At 70.3% G+C, this 17,163-nt stretch carries 14 protein-coding genes and 2 pseudogenes; 11 read left to right on the top strand and 5 right to left on the bottom strand.

Annotation, left to right across the window (positions count from 1 at the left end; genetic code table 11):
- Positions 1-190 precede the first annotated feature (190 nt).
- Positions 191-1,708: an alpha/beta hydrolase gene (locus ACFYZA_RS06630; RefSeq protein ID WP_388487852.1), complete on the bottom strand. Its 1,518-nt coding sequence runs from the start codon at positions 1,706-1,708 to the stop codon at positions 191-193.
- A gap of 92 nt (positions 1,709-1,800) precedes the next feature.
- On the opposite strand from ACFYZA_RS06630, the gene ACFYZA_RS06625 reads away from it, so the two are divergent.
- A complete protein-coding gene (locus tag ACFYZA_RS06625; protein ID WP_388487849.1) occupies positions 1,801-1,995 on the top strand; it encodes a hypothetical protein in 195 nt (64 codons plus the stop codon).
- Between the two features lie 167 nt (positions 1,996-2,162).
- Here ACFYZA_RS06625 and ACFYZA_RS06620 read toward each other — a convergent pair whose 3' ends face one another.
- The gene (locus ACFYZA_RS06620) at positions 2,163-3,041 is read right to left on the bottom strand and encodes an alpha/beta fold hydrolase (protein WP_388487847.1); all 879 of its coding nucleotides are present in this window, start codon (positions 3,039-3,041) and stop codon (positions 2,163-2,165) included.
- Between the two features lie 111 nt (positions 3,042-3,152).
- Between ACFYZA_RS06620 and ACFYZA_RS06615 the strand changes: the two genes are divergently transcribed.
- On the top strand, positions 3,153-5,090 hold the full coding sequence (locus tag ACFYZA_RS06615; RefSeq protein WP_388487845.1) for a BTAD domain-containing putative transcriptional regulator: 1,938 nt from the start codon (positions 3,153-3,155) through the stop codon (positions 5,088-5,090).
- An 11-nt stretch (positions 5,091-5,101) separates the two neighbouring features.
- On the opposite strand, the pseudogene ACFYZA_RS06610 reads toward ACFYZA_RS06615, so the two are convergent.
- Positions 5,102-5,281: pseudogene (locus ACFYZA_RS06610) on the bottom strand (hypothetical protein); the annotation flags it as partial.
- 350 nt (positions 5,282-5,631) lie between these two features.
- Positions 5,632-6,018 carry a winged helix-turn-helix transcriptional regulator gene (locus ACFYZA_RS06605; protein ID WP_388487842.1) on the bottom strand — a complete coding sequence of 129 codons (387 nt, stop codon included), beginning with the start codon at positions 6,016-6,018 and terminating at the stop codon, positions 5,632-5,634.
- Between the two features lie 150 nt (positions 6,019-6,168).
- On the opposite strand from ACFYZA_RS06605, the pseudogene ACFYZA_RS06600 reads away from it, so the two are divergent.
- The 7 genes and pseudogenes from ACFYZA_RS06600 to ACFYZA_RS06570 all read left to right on the top strand — a co-directional run bounded on the left by ACFYZA_RS06600 (position 6,169) and on the right by ACFYZA_RS06570 (position 11,440).
- A pseudogene (locus ACFYZA_RS06600) lies at positions 6,169-6,896 on the top strand (alpha/beta fold hydrolase).
- 914 nt (positions 6,897-7,810) lie between these two features.
- A complete protein-coding gene (locus tag ACFYZA_RS06595; protein ID WP_388487841.1) occupies positions 7,811-8,422 on the top strand; it encodes a TetR/AcrR family transcriptional regulator in 612 nt (203 codons plus the stop codon).
- Complete coding sequence (locus ACFYZA_RS06590) at positions 8,415-8,765, top strand: nuclear transport factor 2 family protein (protein ID WP_100576454.1); 351 nt, start codon at positions 8,415-8,417, stop codon at positions 8,763-8,765. The genes ACFYZA_RS06595 and ACFYZA_RS06590 overlap by 8 nt, the downstream gene beginning before the upstream one ends.
- A 184-nt stretch (positions 8,766-8,949) precedes the next feature.
- On the top strand, positions 8,950-9,117 hold the full coding sequence (locus ACFYZA_RS06585; protein WP_388487838.1) for a hypothetical protein: 168 nt from the start codon (positions 8,950-8,952) through the stop codon (positions 9,115-9,117).
- 83 nt (positions 9,118-9,200) lie between these two features.
- Positions 9,201-9,593, top strand: coding sequence for a hypothetical protein (locus ACFYZA_RS06580; protein WP_388487836.1), 393 nt, complete (start codon positions 9,201-9,203; stop codon positions 9,591-9,593).
- Between the two features lie 163 nt (positions 9,594-9,756).
- A complete protein-coding gene (locus ACFYZA_RS06575; RefSeq protein WP_388487835.1) occupies positions 9,757-10,782 on the top strand; it encodes an NlpC/P60 family protein in 1,026 nt (341 codons plus the stop codon).
- A 505-nt stretch (positions 10,783-11,287) separates the two neighbouring features.
- Positions 11,288-11,440, top strand: a complete 153-nt coding sequence (locus tag ACFYZA_RS06570) for a hypothetical protein (RefSeq protein ID WP_388487832.1) — start codon at positions 11,288-11,290, stop codon at positions 11,438-11,440.
- Between the two features lie 481 nt (positions 11,441-11,921).
- Here ACFYZA_RS06570 and ACFYZA_RS06565 read toward each other — a convergent pair whose 3' ends face one another.
- On the bottom strand, positions 11,922-12,062 hold the full coding sequence (locus tag ACFYZA_RS06565; RefSeq protein ID WP_382594038.1) for a hypothetical protein: 141 nt from the start codon (positions 12,060-12,062) through the stop codon (positions 11,922-11,924).
- Positions 12,063-12,310: 248 nt separating this feature from the next.
- On the opposite strand from ACFYZA_RS06565, the gene ACFYZA_RS06560 reads away from it, so the two are divergent.
- Both ACFYZA_RS06560 and ACFYZA_RS06555 read left to right on the top strand, forming a co-directional pair.
- Positions 12,311-15,436, top strand: a complete 3,126-nt coding sequence (locus tag ACFYZA_RS06560; RefSeq protein ID WP_388487829.1) for a lantibiotic dehydratase — start codon at positions 12,311-12,313, stop codon at positions 15,434-15,436.
- Positions 15,433-16,737, top strand: a complete 1,305-nt coding sequence (locus ACFYZA_RS06555; RefSeq protein WP_388487828.1) for a lanthionine synthetase C family protein — start codon at positions 15,433-15,435, stop codon at positions 16,735-16,737. Before ACFYZA_RS06560 ends, ACFYZA_RS06555 begins: the two co-directional genes overlap by 4 nt.
- The last annotated feature ends 426 nt before the right edge of the window (positions 16,738-17,163 follow it).

Genomic DNA, 17,163 nt, shown 5'->3' with positions numbered 1-17,163 from the left:
CGGCTGTCAGGTGGGTTCGGCGCCGGCAGCGTAGCGACCTGCCACCAGTGATGCTGGGCTCGGTCTTCGGCGGGATCCGTGGCCGGACCCCGCGCGCCCGCCGACCTGCTGAGCCGTACCGTAAAGAGCTTCGAACGCCAGGCAATCACAGGCCCGGCACTGCGCACATCCGGATGCGGATCGCCTTGGCTCACCGGGCGTGGAGCGGCGCGGCGCCTCTCTTGGGCTGGACCGCTGCTGCCCCCGGCGGGTCGACGGCCGCGCAATGACTGTCCGGTGCTGGGGCTTTACCCGTCGTCAGGTAGTTGTCGACCGCGGCACGGACGCACGGGCTGCCGCTGCGGTCGTAGGAGGAGTGGCCCCAGCCGTCGTAGGTCAGCAGCGTGGTGGTGTCCTTCGACTGCTGATGGGCGTTGACCGTCCAGGCGTACGGCGTTGACGGGTCATAGAGCGCGTCGAGCATCAGAATCTGCGGAGCCTTGCGGATTTTCAGCGGGTGCTGAGGGTTGTTGACCGGATCGTGCACGCCAACGCACGCCGTGATGTCGGTGTGGCCGACTGTTCCGCCGCGCATGAGGGGAGCCAGCGCACGCTCCCGGGCCTCCAGCGCTTGATACTCGGCGAAGGTGCGGATCGGGAAGTTCCAGTCCGAACAGACCGCCGCCTGGTAGACGCTGTTCTCCTCCGGTCCGGCCGAAGTCCCCGGCCGGAGGGAATCGCTCTTGGGCTGCTCCTCCAGTCGACGCACGTAAGTGGCCAGCGATGCGTACTCGACCGGCCGGTACAGGGAGTACGACACGGTGTTGATCATGTCCTGCGCTCGCAGGCGCACACCGGGGTGGTCAGGATCAGTGACTTCGCCGCGGTCAGCCTTGGCCAGCACGTCGTGCCACAGCTGGATGACGTCCCTTCCGTGCAAAGCACAAGAAGGGGTTCTGCCGCACCAGCGCACCCATTCGGTGAAGGTGGCCTCCACGGCGGCAGACTCGGTGCCGGCGTAGTCCCAGATGCCCAGGCTGTGGTCCATGTTGCTGTCCAGCACCATCGTGCGGATCCTGTCGCCGTATCGTTCCGCGTACTGCTGTCCCATCAAGGTGCCGTAGGAAGCGGCGAAGTAGTTGATCTGCTGTTCGCCGAGCGCGCGCCGGATCCGGTCCATGTCCTGGGCCGTCGAAGCGGTGTCGACGTGCTCGGCGAGTGGTCCGGTGCGCCGGCGGCAGTCGTCGAGCAGTGTGCGGTTGTACGCTCCCAGAGCGTCGAACTCGGCCTGATTGACCGGAAAGATCGACGCCGGGTGGTCCAGCAGTTCGGTGGAGCACATCACCGGCCGGCTGCGGGACACACCGCGGGGATCCCAGCCGACAACATCGAAGCGGGCATAGATGTCAGGGCTGAACAGGTTCGTGCGCAGTGCGTAGTCCACCCCGGAACCGCCCGGTCCACCGGGGTTGATCAGCAGGACCCCGATCCGCTTGACCGGATCCGTCGCCTTGCGGCGAGCCACCGCGAGATCGAACGTGCCCTCTGCCGGGTTCCCGTAGTCGACCGGCAGACGCAGGCTTCCGCATTCCACGGTCGCGTCCTCGGGGCAGGCCGACCACTGGACCGTCGTGGCCGGCGCGGCTGATGCGGTTGCTGTAGGGAATCCAGCCAGCACACCGCCGAGCATCAACGCGCTGGTGAATAAGACCCCGAAGGTGTGAGCCATCGATCTCAAAATTACTCCCGAATTGTGGAGCGAAAACTTCAAACCTCGTCGCGGCGGAATGACGTCGGTGACCGGGCGACCGTCATGCGGTCATGACATCGCATCACCCCGGCGGGCTGGGCATGAAGTTCTGCTCGGCGTTGTCGGTCATCAGCCGGTATGTCGACTGCCGAAGTTCAGCACGAACCAATTTCGTGGACAAGAACCTATTTCGTCATGACGAACTGGCCATCTTCGCGGGCGTGGCTCGGCTCGTGCTGCGGCGCGACGAGGTCAGGTGCGTGTGATACGTACGGGACCCAATTAGCCAGGATTAGCCAGGCGCTCGTTGCGCCCCGTGCAGGTCGAGCGCCACAGCCTGGGTACGGAGCGCAAGACGAGAATGCCGCTCGTCCCCAAAACCTGGCCTTCGCCGACCGACCGTGGACCAGCCGACGAGGCGGGAGCGGGAGACTCAGCGGGCCAGCAGGTCACGGATCGCGGCAGCGATCTCGTCGGGTGCCTCTTCGGCCATGAAGTGCCCGGCGCGGGTCGGCCGGTGGTCCAGATCCGGCGCCCATGCCTTCCACACTCCGGCAGCGTCGAAGCCGAGTTGCGCTCCCCAGTCCTGCTGGATGACGGTGACGGGCATGGCCAGCTGCGATCCGGCGTCCACGTCCGCCTGGTCGTGCTTGACGTCGATGTCCGCCGAGGCCCGGTAGTCCGCGACGATCGACGTCACCGCCGCGGCGCTCGCACGCAGGTATTCGGCACGCACATCGGCGGGCATGGTGGTCGGGTCGTTGGCCCAGGCGTCGAGGAAGGAGCCGAAGAACGCGTCCGCGCTGGCGGCGATCATCGCCTCCGGCAGGCCCGGCGGCTGCGCCATCAGGTAGAGGTGGTAGCCGATCGCCGCCGAGGTGCCGTGCAGGACCTTCCACATGTCGAGCGTCGGCACGATGTCGAGGATGCCCAGGTGCGTGACGGTCTCCGGGTGGTCCAGCCCGGCGCGGAAGGCGACCAGGGCCCCGCGATCGTGGCCGACGAGGGCAAAGCGCTCGTGGCCGAGCGACGCTGCCAGCGTGACGATGTCGGTGGCCATGGTCCGCTTGGCGTACACGTCGGGGTTGGTTGCCGCCGGCTTGTCGCTGGCGCCGTAGCCCCGAAGGTCGGGACAGATCACCCTGTGCCCGGCGGCGAGCCGCTCGGCGACGTGTCGCCACATCAGGTGGGTCTGGGGAAAACCGTGCAGCAGCACGACCGGACTGCCGCTGCCGCCGACAGCTGCGACCAGCTCCAGACCGTCCGCACCGGGCAGCCGAACCTGCTCGAAGCCAGGAATCGTGAACGTCATACGGGACCACCTCTTCTGGTCGGGAACTTGACCGGATCAGCGTGGGCGAGAGCGATCAGCAACCGATCAGTGCGGTTGGGCGCGGGTGCCCATGGCGCGGAGGATGGGGGCATGCGAATCGACGTGCTCGGTGCGGTTCGGGCGCTCCATGACGATGGCAGCCCGGTTGACCTGGGCGGACCTCGCCATCGTGAGGTACTTGCCCGGCTCGTCGCCGCCGAGGGACAGCTGATCACCACCGACACCCTCGTCGACGACCTGTGGGCCGACCCGCCGGCCCGCGCCGTCGGCGCTCTCCGTACCTTCGTCGCCGCGCTGCGCCGCGCCCTCGAACCCGACCGGCCGCCCCGCACTCCGCCGACCCTCATCGTCACCGAAGGCCCCGGCTACGCGCTGCGCCTTCAGCGCGAGGACGTGGATGTCCATCACTTCCAGGACACGCTGGCCCGAGCCCGCCTCGACCCCGCGGCTGTGACCGACCTCGGCGCCGCACTCACGGCGTGGCGCGGACCGGCCTACGCCGATGTGCCGGGCTCCACCTGGGCGCAGCGCGAGCGGACCCGGCTGGAGGAATTGAGATTGGAGGGGGTGGAACTGCGCGCCCGCGTCCTCCTCGACTCCGGGCAAGGGACGGATCTCGTCGCCGAACTGGGTGCCCATGTCGCCGAGCACCCATGGCGCGAGCCGGCCTGGGAACTGCTCGCCCGCGCGCTGTTTCGCACAGGCCGCCAGGCCGACGCGCTTGCCAGCCTCCGCCGCGCCCGCGCCCAGCTCGTCGATCAGCTCGGGCTCGACCCCAGTCCCAGCCTCCAGTCCCTGGAAACGGAAATCCTCACCGGGTCGGTGCCCCTCGAAGGAGCGCATACCGCATGGACCCGCCCTGGTGTCCGGCTCGGCCCGCGCACTACCGTCGATCTGGCCCGCACCCTCGCACTGGCGGGCGGTGATGCCCTCCTGCGCTCACGGCGCGACCGCCTCGCCGCCATCCAGGCGGCGCAGCGCACAGGAGACCTCTTCCTGACCGCCCGCGTCATCGGAGCCTATGACGTGCCGGCCATCTGGAGCCGGGCCGACGACCCCGAGCAGTCCCGCGCGGTCGTGGCTGCCGCTGAGCGCACGCTCGCCGGACTCGGCCCGGACGGTCCCGCCGACCTGCGCGCCCGCCTCCTGGCCACGGTCGCCATCGAAAGCCGAAGCGCCGATCTCTCCGCAACCGAGCTGAAGCACGCGCAGCAGGCCGCGCGTCAGGCCGAAGAGCTGGCGAGGAACCTCCCCGATCCCGCCCTGCTCGCCTACGCCCTCAACGGGGTGTTCCTGCAGTCCTTCGGCAGCCCCGGACTCGCTGCGGCACGGGACAGGACCGGCGCCGAGACCCTCGACCTGGCCACTCGGCACGACCTGCCGAACTTCGCCGTACTCGGCCGACTGATCCGCCTGCAATCCGCCTCGGCGCTCGGAGACCTCGACGCCGCGACCGCGCACGCCCATGCGGCCGACCAGCTCGCCGCCACCAACGAGGCGCCCCTCGTCCCCGTCCTCACCGCGTGGTTCAGGGCCCGCGCCGCAGCCGCCCGCAGCACCGAACCGGGCGGACCGAGCGCGGCCACAGCGGCAGCCCACTACCGCACAGCCGAGGACACCCTGCGGACAGCCGGTATGCCAGGGCTGCACCGCGGCCTGTTCCCACTCGCCCTCCTGGGACTGCGCCTGCTGCACGACCGGCCCGCGCCCACCGACCCGCACCTCGACTGGGGCCCCTACAGATCCTGGACACGTCCCCTCGTGCTGCTCGCCCAGGACCGGGACGAGCAGGCCCGCGCGGCCCTCGCCGAGGTACCCGAACCACCGCATGACCACATGCAGGAAGCCATGTGGTGCCTGACCGCCCGTTCCGCCGTACTCCTCGGCGAACGCGGAATCGCCGCGCACGCTGCGGCTGCCCTGCGGGAAGCAGATACAGAACACGCCGGTGCGGCCAGTGGAATGCTGACCCTGGGTCCCGTGGCGCGATACCTGGCAGAGGCGCAGGCATGCGCCGCAGCGAGGTAAGACGCCGCTCGCTACACGTGTTCATTCCGCAGCCCCTCTGCCACCGGCCCCGTAGCGGGTGGCTGGTGGCTGGTGGCTGGTGGGGTGCGTAGCCGTGGACGTTCTCCCGTAGGGCCGAACATGATCAGATATTCGACCGGCCCGACGGATCCGGCGTTCGCGACTCCGTGGGAGACGCGGGTGTCGAACTCGATCGAAGGCGCCACCCCGCAGGCCACTGAGCGCTCTCTGCACCGCCTCGGCACGGCACTGCATATGTCAAAGGATTGGAGCCCTCGACCCGTCCCGGTCGCGTTCCCGATCAGCGGAATGAGTCGTCCAGCAGGTGCGGACTCGGCCCCGGTCCTTGCCACAACGAAATGTAGCGACGGTACGGGTGTTGGTCGATGTGGCCCCTTGAGCAGACCTGGTCCTTGCCGTGGCGAACGCGGGCGTGGGGATGGACCATCCTTCGATACAGGTGCGGGAGGGGGATGAGTGTCTTTGGCGCAGAGGCGGCCAGAGGGAGTGCCGTCTGCGCACGGGTTATGCCGGTGTCCGCTCACGTGGATGAACGGTGTTCGTGGGCGTCGTAGGCGGCGCGGGCGCCGTCTATGCGTTCCAGATGCTCGATGCTCCACTGGAGCAGCGGCGCGGTGGCCTGGCGCAGAGTGACGCCCATGGAGGTCAGCTCGTACTCCACATGGGGCGGCATGGCGTTGCGGACCGTGCGGGTGAGGATGCCGTCACGTTCGAGGTCGCGGAGTGTGGCCGTGAGCATCCGCTGACTGATGCCGTCGACGTCGCGTTTGAGAGCGCTGAAGCGCCGTGGGCCGCCGCTGAGGTGACGCACGATCAGCAGCGCCCATTTGTCGCCGACGATGGCCAGCACGCTGCGGGCCCGGCACGGGTCGTCGCCGTGCTCCTGGCCGTCGATGCGAGAACTCACGGGTTACCTCCGGGGAACCAAGGCACCTGAATGTGCCTGATTGATCGACCAGCACAGGTCGGCGCACAGTGGAGGAACGGTTCCTGAACGCTACCGAGGCACAGACAGGAACCGGCCCCTCCATGCCCTCCCACCAAACAAGGTCTGCACATGACGACATACATTCTGGTTCACGGCGCCTGGCACAATCCACAGTGCTGGCAGCGGGTGACCCCACACCTCGAAGCCGCCGGCCACCAGGTCCTCGCGCCCTCGCTGACCGGATACGGCGACAAGGCATCCCTCCTCGCACCGGACGTCGGCCTCGACACCCACGTTGAGGACATTACGACCCTGCTGCGGAGCGAGGACCTCCGTGATCTGGTGCTGGTGGGCCACAGTTACGCCGGAATGGTCATCTCCACTGTGGCCAACCAGATGCCAGAGCGGATATTGGGCACCTCGTCTACCTCGATGCGATGGTGCCCGAGCACGGTGAAAGCGCCGTCGACGTCCAGCCTGTGACACAGCAGCTGATCGACCAAGCCGCACGAGACGGCCACGGATGGCGGATCCCGCCGATGCAGCAGACCCCCAACGGCCTGTTCGGTGTCACCGATCCCGACGACATCGAATGGCTGACCTCTTTGCTCTCCGACCATCCCGTGCGCTGCCTGACGCAACCGGCCCAGCTGGACAACCCGGCGGTGAAAGCCATCCCGCGTACGCACATCCGCTGCGTCGGCAACCAACCCGCCGGCATCGTGCGCCGTCCCGTACCAGTGCCCCAGCCAGGCGATGCTCCCGCATACACCAGGGAGCTGGTCACCGGACATGACTGCATGATCACGATGCCTGAGGAGCTGAGCGAACTCCTCCTCGAATGCAGCCGCCACTGACCGAGTGCGGGGCCGGCGCTCACGGAACCCCGGCACGAATCACCGGGACGCACCGGCGGCCGGCACGTGCGGAGCGACCCTTCATGCCTGAGTCAGCGTCGCACACTGCGCGACGGGGGAACACGCTGTGCTTCTCCGAGGTCCTCACGTCCAAGAGGCGGCCCCTGACAGCCCCTCGAACTGCAGCCGTGAAACCACAGCACCTCAGCATTGAATCCCCTGATGCACACGCTGGCAGTCCCCGAGCGGCGCGTACACCTTTTGGCCTGACGGAACTGCACGGCTATTGATATAGCCGCTTAGCAGGACGACGTCCTGGACGACGACGTGCCCCATGACGCCGGCCTGCGGAGACTTACCAGCTGCCGACGATGGCGCGACCGTGGCCTCGGTCAGGGCGAAGGCCACGGTCGGTCATCTCAACCGCGGCACGGGTCAACTGCGGCACGGGGAAGGCCGACAAGCGCGAGACCCTGCTGGACGTCCTCGCCGCCGAACCCGATTTCGTCGCCTCACGTCCTGCCCGGACACCGATCGGCGACAAGAGCTACTTCGGCCGGGACTTCGAACACAAGCTGGCCGAGCAGCACATCCGGCTCCTGCGGCCGGCCCGCAAGGGCGAGCCGGAACGACCCGGCGCGCCACTGTTCAAGCCGTTACGGCAGATCCATCGAGTCGGGAACGAGACCTTCAAAAGCCAACTCGATTCCGAACGACATCGAGGACGCACACCAGACGGTGTCGTCGCCCGTGTCATGCATGCGCATCCTCGCGCCGACCGCCGCGATCTGGCACAACGACCCGACCGGACAGGCCGTCCTGCGCTAACTGACCGCCTATGACCACTGATCCCTTGGGAACGATCACCAGGCCGTGCTATTTTTGTGAGCAAGCGTTCAACTATGGAGGTCGGGATGGGACGCAGGCAACTCTGGGACCAGGACGAGGTGGTGGCCTCGGCCATGCGGCTCTTCCGCCACAGGGGGTACGCCGGCGCCTCGCTGCGGGACATCGAGGAGGCCACCGGACTGCACCCGGGGAGCCTGTACCGGACCTTCCAGAGCAAGGACGGCCTGTTCCGCGCCGCCCTGGATGCCTACAACGAGCGGGTGGTGCAGGGCCGGGTCCGGGTCCACCTGATGGAGCTGGCGGACCCCCTGGCCGGCATTCGCTCGTTCTTCACCTCCACAATCGAGACCGGCGCGGAGCCCGACCCGGGCTGCCTGCTCACCAACACCGCCGTCGAGTCCTTCACCGTCCCCCAGGCCGCCGCCGGCGTGCACCACGGCCTGGCGGTGATCGAAGGCGGCTTCGCCGACGCGCTGACCCGCGCCCGGCACCGCGGCGACACGCCGCCGGACCTCGATGTCGGGGCCACGGCCGCCCACCTGCTCGCGCTCTACCAGGGCCTGCTGGTGCTCGTCCGGGCCGGCCTGCCCCGCACCACACTGCACAGCGTCACCGACGGCGCGATGGCGTCGATCGGCTCCCTGAGGACTCCACGAAAGCAGGACGACCATGAGTGACACCCAGCGGCTTTGGAACGACTACGCCGCCTGCTGGTCGGCCGACCCCGCCGACCGGCTCGCCGCCCTCGGCGCGGTCGCGGTGGACGAGGTCACCTACCGCGACCCCGGGACCGAGGTCGCCAGCCTGACCGAACTCGCCGCCTACATGGCCGGTTTCGCCGAAGCCTTCCCCGGCCACCGGTTCCGCATTGACGAGGTGCTGGAGCACCACGACCGCTCCCTCGCCCGCTGGACCCAGCTCGGCGGGCAGGGCGAGACCGCATCGACCGGCATCAGCACCGCCCGCCACCACGAGGACGGGAGCCTCGCCGACATCACCGGCTTCTTCCTCCCGGCCTAGACGATTGATTTCGGCACACAGCGCCCGGAGACCGTGGCCCGGGACAGGTACCCGCTGCCTTCGCCCTGCTGGATGTCGGTGTGGTACATCCAGTCCACCGCGTGGTCGATGAGCTTGGCACGCGCAGGGTGTAGGTCAGGGGCGGGCAGGGCTCGGTGGGGTCGGTGCCGGCGTCGAGCACGTGATGACCACCCACCACGGCCGCCTGTGGGCGGACCGCGCGGACCTGCCGCGCGCCATCGCCGTCAGCTGCGGTGGCTACCTGCTCCTCAGCGGCTCCCCCGAGGCCTCGGCCCGTCCGCGATGGCGCCCCTGGCTCGTCAGTACGTGCTGGCGCTGCCCCGGTTCCTGACGGCGCTCTCCTCGGGTCTTGACCGGGTCACACCCTGGGAGCGAATGGTCTACGTACGCCACGAGCAGCCGACACTGCCGCGTATGTCACGAGGAGTGACGGTACGCCGCCTCGTCGCCACGGACTCCCACGCGGTGGCCTCGCTGGGCATCGACAGCGCCTGGATCCAAGCCAGTTGGGGAGGCACGGTCGGTCTGGCGGAGTCGGGGCACGCCTGGGGCGCCTCCCGCAAGGACCGGCTGCTCGCCGTCGCCTGCACGTACTTCCTCGGCAGCCGCTACGAGGACCTCGCCCTCATCACGGCCCCCGACCACCGACGCGAACAGCTCGCGCTCAGCTGCGTCGTCGCGCTCTGCGCGGACGTCGAGGCCCGAGGTCACCGGGCGAGTTGGACCTGCTCCCGCCACAACCGCGCCAGCCGCCTGCCAAGGGCACACTGCCCCCTTCGAGTCCGCGCTCATGCATCAGCCACCTGAGGCTCAGGCATGTTTGCCGATCGCTAGCGAATCATTAGCGCGGGGTGGGAAGTTCACGTGCGAACACGAGCACCGCCGATTGATCACTCGTTCGGGGTGTCCGTGAAGGTCCCGTCGAGCGTGCAGTGATCGGCGGTCGAGGAAGGAAGAAGGAGCTCATTCCGTGGGGTCTCACCGTCGTCCCAAGCCCGCGAGCCGCACTCGTGTGACCGTGCTCAGCGCGACCGCCGCCGCGGTCGTCGCCCTTACCTCGCAGGCCGCCCAGGCGGACCCGAAGCCCACCAAGGACGAGGTCAAGAGCAAGGTCGACAAGCTCTACGACGAGGCCGAGCAGGCGACCGAGGCGGCCAACGGCGCCAAGGAGAAGCAGGGCCGGCTCGAGAAGCAGATCGGCCAGATCCAGGACCGGGTCGCCCGTGGCCAGCAGGAGCTCAACACCCTGCGCCAGGGACTCGGTTCGCTGGCCTCGGCCCAGTACCGCTCCGGCGGCATCGACCCCTCCCTCGCGCTGTTCCTCTCCTCCAACCCGGACGACTTCCTCGACAAGGCCTCCTCGCTCGACCAGTTGAGCGCCACTCAGGCCGAGGCCCTGACGAAGATCCAGGGCAAGCAGCGCACCCTCGCGCAGCAGCGCAAGGAAGCCCAGGACAAGCTGAAGGACCTCGCCGACACCAGCAAGGTGCTCGACGACAAGAAGAAGGAAGTCCAGGGCAAGCTCGGCGACGCGCAGCGGCTGCTCAACTCCCTGACCGCGCAGGAGAAGGCGGCCCTCGCCTCGGACGAGTCGCGCGCCAACCGCTCCACCGAGCGCCCCAACCTCGGCAAGGACCTGCCCGCCTCGCAGGTCGGCGCCGCGGCCCTCTCCGCCGCCCAGACCCAGCTCGGCAAGCCGTACGGCTGGTCCAAGACCGGTATGGCGGCCTTCGACTGCTCGGGTCTGACGGGCTACGCCTACCGCCAGGCCGGCGTCAACCTGCCGCGTACCTCGCAGGAGCAGGCCAACGCGGGCACCCGGGTCGGGCGCGGCGAGCTCAAGCCCGGCGACCTGGTGCTCTTCTTCGGCGACCTGCACCACATCGGCCTGTACGCCGGCAACAACATGGTGCTGCACGCCCCGAGGACCGGCACGGTCGTGCGCTACGAGTCGATGGACAACATGCCGTTTCAGTTCGGTGTGCGCATCGGCTGACCTGCCTTTCCTCTCGTCAGCCGTCGGCCCACGGCCGAGTCAAACGTTCATGGGGTGGCCGGTTGCTCCGGGCCGCCGGCTCGTCCACGCGTCCGCATGCGGGACTTGTGAGAGTTGACCTCGGCCCTTGCCCGTAGCCGGTCGGCGTCCGCGTGACGCTGGTTCACGAATTTGGCGAGGAGACCAGCCTGATCGCCCGCAGCGGCGACGTCAGGCTCCTGAGCACGCTCGTCGACCATGTCGACGGCGTCCTGCGCGTCACCGTCGGCGCACTCGTCCACTCCTTGCAGGGACAGCCCGCCACACCGCCGGACGAGAGCGTCGGCGACTGGGCATCGTGTCACGGGTACCGCCACGGGTCAGGAGCCGAGGCGGTGTCCGCCCGACCTGGCCGCGCTCTCGGGTCGCGATGGTCGAGGAACCGTTGACCGTCCAGCACCCGACTCGGCGTTGCGGGCCGCCTGTTCGTCGGCCAGCGGGAGGTCGAGACATCGAGGTTCCCGCCATGCGCTCGGCGCGCACCGCCGTGGGCATGGCGACCGGCATCGCGCTGAGGGCGCTGAGGGAGCCGACGCAGCGCGACCTGTGCGACGTGGACGGAGGGACCGTCAAGAGCAGTGACGTCCCGCAGCGGTCATCCCGCCGGGATCCATCCTGACGCCCGCACTCCCCTGCCCTTGTCCCGACCGTCTGTCCTCTGCCGACCGGTCGGAGGCTGTAGCGATGCCGGGTCCCTGCGGCAGCGCGGGGCCCGGGCCGCAGCGGTCCCAGGGCACTGGGAACACAGGACTCCATGGGGCTGTCGCAATGCAGGCAGAATTGCATAAGTACGGTGCGCGATACGCGATGCCCTCAATTAATCCGCGCCTGCACACCACTTTGCACCGCAGCACCAAAAAGCATCACCGATGAATTCCCCCGCGTCAACGGCGAGATGCAAGCCTGGACGGTTGTGCCCGGCCGCGCAATCACTCCGTGCACGGAAGGGCAATTTCCGTTGCCCTCGCCCCGACGTCACCGCCCCGGCGCCCAGGGCGTCGGTGCGGGCGCCAAGCTCGGCGGTACCTCGAAAACTCGCCACCCCGGCAAGGCCGGTTCCGGCTGCGCGTCGCGCCGGAACCGGCCTCAGGCGGCCTGCGTCAGCAGACGGCGCAGGTCGTGCACGTGCGGAAACAGCTGCCCTCGCCGGAGATTGCGCCTGCGGCACCCTCCGACTCGACGTCCTGGATGGCGGTCTCGGTGAGGTCGATATCGAAGAGGTCCGTCATGTTTTCGGACATGGGAATTCCTTCCTCTGGAACCTGTCGAATCGCCGCCATTTTGGCGACAGAAACGGAATCTAGGCAACGGCGGGTGACATAGTCAAGGGGTTACGGGAGGGTTCGGGCGGGGTTAGTGTGGCGATGTAATGCCGAGGAAGAAGCCGGGAATTACCCAGTCCGTTTCATGGGGCATCAAGTTGGAGGGCGGGGCAGAGATGCGGCACGGCCATGGCGTGGAACCGGTGTTTCGCTGCGCGGACGGAGTGTTGCTGAGGACGCCACTCCTGGCCCGCTCCGGCGTGCGCGCCACCTGGCGGGACGGGCCCCGTGCCGAATCCGGCGGGCCTGGCCGGGAGGCCGATGAACTCCGCTCCCATCTCGTGGAGTTGCTTGCCGACCCACGCTTCCGCGAAGCGGTGGACGTCTCCAGCCCCTCGCTCGCCCGTACGGTGGACGCCGTTCTCGCGGGCTCGCCCGTGCCCCTCTCCGATCTGCGCAAGGCGCATCGGGCCGTGACCCGGTATCTGCTCCGGGCCGCGTCACGGCCCACCCCCTTCGGGCTGCTCGCGGGGGTGCTGTGGGGCTCGTTCGGCGCGGCCGCCAAGGGAGAGCTCACGGGCGAGGGGCACAGGGCGGTGCGGCCCGATGCCGGGCGGCTGGCCCAGCTGATCGCCCGGTGGGAGCGCGACCCCACGGTGCACCGCGAACTGAGTGTGGTGGCGAACGGACTGTGCTTCGTACGCGGGGGCCGGCTGGTCCTGCCGTTCGCCCCGGCCGCGCCTGGCCCGGATGCGGCCGGCTCCGGGGCCGGCGGCACGCCAGGAGACCGTCCCACGTCCCGGACGCTCCGCCACACCCCCGTCGTACGCGCCGTGGTCGAGGCCGCCGCAGGCCCGGTCCGCTGCGACGATCTGATCCGGGCCGTCGAAGCCCGGTTCCCCGGCGCACCCGACGGCGCCGTGGCCGGCCTCGTCGCCCAGCTGATCGGGGCGGAGGTACTGCTCACGGAGCTGCGTCCGCCGCTGGACGCTCCCGATCCGCTGGCTCACGTGGCGGCGCTGCTCTCGCCCGCCACGCCCGCCGCCGAATGGGTCGCCGGACTGCGCTCATCGCTTGACGACTACCGCCGCACCCCGCTCGGCGAGGGAAGTGGCGCCTGGCGCGGGGCACTTGAGCATGCGGCCTCGGGCCCCGAGCCCGGCCCGGGCACGGACGCCCGGGCCGCGAGCCGCCGGGCCCTGCCGGCGGACGCCGTTCAGGTGGACCTGCGCCTGGAGGGCACCGCCGTGCTCTCGCACGCGGTGGCCGAGGAACTGGAACGAGCGGGCGCCGCCCTGTGGCGCCTCGCGCCCCCGGCGCCGGGCCGGTTGACGGCGTACCACCAGGACTTCGTGGAGCGGTACGGGCTCGGCCGCCTCGTGCCCGTCAAGGAGGTCCTCGACCCCGACATCGGCCTCGGCGCTCCGGCCGGCTACCGGCTGCCGCCGAGTCACCGCCCGGACCCGGGCCCCGCACCCCTGGGGCCCGAGCGGCAGCGGTTGCTGCTCGGGCTCGCGGCCGAGGCGCAGGCACGCGGGGCGCGCGAGGTCGTCCTGGACGAGGAGTTGCTGCGCCGGTTCGAGTCGGCCGACCGGGACGGGACGGCCCGCACCGCGCGGCCGCCGTCACTGGAACTCGTCGTCACGGTGGCCGCGGAATCTGCCGCTTCGATGGACCGGGGCGACTTCACCCTGGTGCTCGTCGGCGCGGCCACCGCGTCCGGCGGCCTGATGGGACGGTTCGCCCATCTCTTCGCGCCCGCACATGCAGAGGCGATGCGAAAGACGGTGCGTGCCGCGCGCGAGTCCACCGGGCGGCTGCCCGTGCAGGTCCACCACCAGGCGTCGCATCACAGGCACGCCAACGTCGCCCAGGTACCGACCTGGCTGGACACACGGCTCGTCGTCGGAGCACATCCCGGTCCCGCCGCCCCCGGCGTCACCGACCTGGCGCTCGACTCCATCGCCGTCAGCGCCGACTCCGACGGGTTCCGGATCGTGTCCACGGAGCTGGGGCGGGAGCTGACTCCGTCGGCGCTCCACGTCCTCAACCGGGAGCTGACCGCACCCAACGCGGTGCGCTTCCTCATCGAAGCCGCCGCGTTCGGCCGCGAGCAGTGGCGGCTGTGGGAGTGGGGAGCCGCGGAGGACCTGCCGTTCCTGCCCGCCGTACGCATCGGTCGCACCGTCCTCAGCCCGGCCCGCTGGCGGCTGGAGGCGGACGGTCCTGCGCTCGACGCGTGGCGCGCGCTCTGGCGGGTGCCCGACCACGTCCAGCTCTCCGTGGGCGACCACCGCATCCCGATCAACCTCGCCGTCGCGTCGCACCGGGAGATCCTTCGCCGCCAGTGCGAGCGGACGGGTTCGGCCTTCGTCCACGAGCTGCCCCTCGGCGACCCAGCGGACGGAGGCTGGCTGCACGGGCCCGGTGGCGCCCATGAGGTGGAGGCCGTGGTGACGCTGATGCCCCTGCGGCCGGAGCCGACCCGGGCCCCCGTGCGCACCACCCGCGCCACCGTGCGCCGCGGCACCGGCGAGATCCCGCCCGGCGGCCCCTGGCTCTACGCGACGCTCTACACCTCGGCGGAACGTCAGGACGAGCTCCTGACCGGGCCCCTTCTCCGCTTCCTGACCGGGCCGGACTCCGGGCCGGGCGGACCGGAGGGCGTCGACCGCTGGTTCTTCCTGCGGTACGCGGACCCCGACCCGCACCTGCGGCTTCGGCTGCACGGCGACCCGGCTCATCTGAACGCCGTCGCCCTGCCCCAACTACACGATTTGGCGCGGCAGTTGGCCGCCGACGGGCTCGCCCGCGGGCTGCGCCTGGACAGCTACGCGCCCGAGACCGAGCGATACGGTGGTCCCGCACTGCTGGAGGCCGCCGAGGAGGTCTTCCACGCGGACAGCCGGCTCGTGCTGGAGCGGCTCAGGGCTCCAGCGGACGACCGGATCCTGTCCACCGCCCACGACGTGAGCGAACTGGTGCGGGCGTTCCACCGCGGCTACGGCGGCGACTGGCGGAGCTGGCTCACCGCCACCTATCCCAAACGGGAAGAGCACCACAAGGCGTTCGCCACCCGCAGGCGGGCGGCGCTCGCCACGATCACCCCGGACGGCCTGCCGGATCCGGTGGGGCGGCCCCACCTCGCTGCGCCGGAGCGCTTCGGGCGCCTGGTGCGCGCACAGGAGGAGCGGGGCACGCTGAGCGTCTCCCCCGACGGCGTGCTGGCCTCGCTCGTCCACATGCACTGCAACCGCCGCCTGGGCACGGACCGTACGGCCGAGGCGCAGACACTCGCCGTGGCCCGTGGCACCGTCCGGGCCCACCTCGACCGGGAAAGGGCCCGCGCATGACCGACGACCTCGTGGTGGAGCTGGCCGGACGACTGGCAGACCCGGCGGGACTGGCCGCACAAGTAGCCGCCGCCGAAACCCCCGAGCTGGCCAGGACCCGCTCCCTGTGGCACGCGCAGTCCCTCGCGGACGGCCATGCCGGAGTAGGACTGCTCTTCGCGACGCTGGCCCACGGCGAGCCCGGGTACGCCGAGGTCGCGCACGCCCATCTGTCTGCGGCGGTCACCGGGGCACGCAGGCCGCTGCGGGAGGGCCTGTACGCGGGGCTGCCCGCGGTCGCCTTCGCGGCCCGGACGGCCGTCGGACGCCCCGGCGAGTACGGCGGCCTGCTGTCCCAACTGGACGCGCAGGCAGCCTTGTTGGCGTACCGACTCGTCGAGGAGGACGCGCCCCGGGTCGCGGCGGGGACGGCGGGGGCCCCGATGGCCGGGTACGACGTGGTGGCGGGGCTCTCCGGCCTCGGCCGCCTGCTCCTCGCGGCGGGTCCTGAACACCGGGACACCACCGAACTGGTCCTGGCCCACCTCGTCGCACTCACCCGCCCGGTGACCGCCCCGGACGGCACGCGGGTGCCCGGCTGGTGGACCGGTGATCCGATCCTGTACAGCGAGCCGGACGGAATCCCCGGCGGGCACTTCAACGTCGGCCTCGCCCACGGCATCCCGGGTCCGCTCGCCCTGTTGTCCCTCGCCCTGACCGCGGGCGTGCGGGTACCGGGCCAGGAACAGGCGATCCGCACCGTCGCCGAGTGGCTTCTGGCCCGGCGCAGCCCGGACGGGGCGGGCTGGCCCAACGTGGTGCCGATGGAGGCCGAGTCGGCTGCCGCCGCCGGCGGCCGGCCCGAACTGGCCGAGGCCCGCACCGGCTGGTGCTACGGCACACCCGGGGTGGCACGCGCCCTCCAGCTCGCGGCGCTCGCGCTGAAGGAGCCCGAATGGAACCGCCAGGCGATCGGCGCGGTCGCCGCGGTCTGCCGCTCCGGTACAGCCCACGCCCTCGGTGATCCCACGTTGTGTCACGGCCTTGCGGGGTTCACCACGATCGTGTCCCTGATGGCCCGCGAGCCCGGAGGCTCCGAACTGGCCGTTTATATACCAGAGTTGACGGAGCATCTGGCGGCACTGGCCGACCCGGCCCGGCCGTTCCTCTGGGCAGCGGCCGAGCCCGGCGGCTCCGGCGTCGTGCACCGGCCGGGCTTCCTCGACGGCGCCGCGGGCGCGGCCCTCGCCCTGCACTCCGTGACCACTCCGCACGCGCCGCACGGTGCACTGCCCTGGCAGGCGGCCCTGCTGCTGTGCTGACGCCCACCGCGCCGCCCTCGCGCGGCGCCACCGGTTCCGGACGCCGTCCCGCCCGAAAGCCCCACAGCACCGGCCCCGCCGGGCGGTCCGCAGCCCCACCCCGAAGCGGCCCCGGGAGCCGAACCAACACGCATCACTCCCGTCAACCGAGGCCGCAACAAGGGATGTCGAGACAACCCGGCAGCCGAGGGAACAGGATGACAAGCCACGACGAGCTACCACTCAGTCTCGTCGTCGCGCTGGTCGTGAGCGAGGAGCGCACGGCATGAGCACGGCGGCAGCCACCTTCGCTCCTACGGTGTCCCCCACCTCTGCGCACTCGCCCAACTTCGCCAATCCGCACGGCCCTTGACGCTGCATGCCGACACCGGATGGCGTGTTTTGCGGCTTCACTTTGGCAAGAATTCCGTCTGTCAAGAAACGGTA

The organism is Streptomyces sp. NPDC001828, from assembly GCF_042892175.1.
Lineage (GTDB): Bacteria > Actinomycetota > Actinomycetes > Streptomycetales > Streptomycetaceae > Streptomyces.
This window is presented reverse-complemented; position numbering and strand designations above follow the sequence as displayed.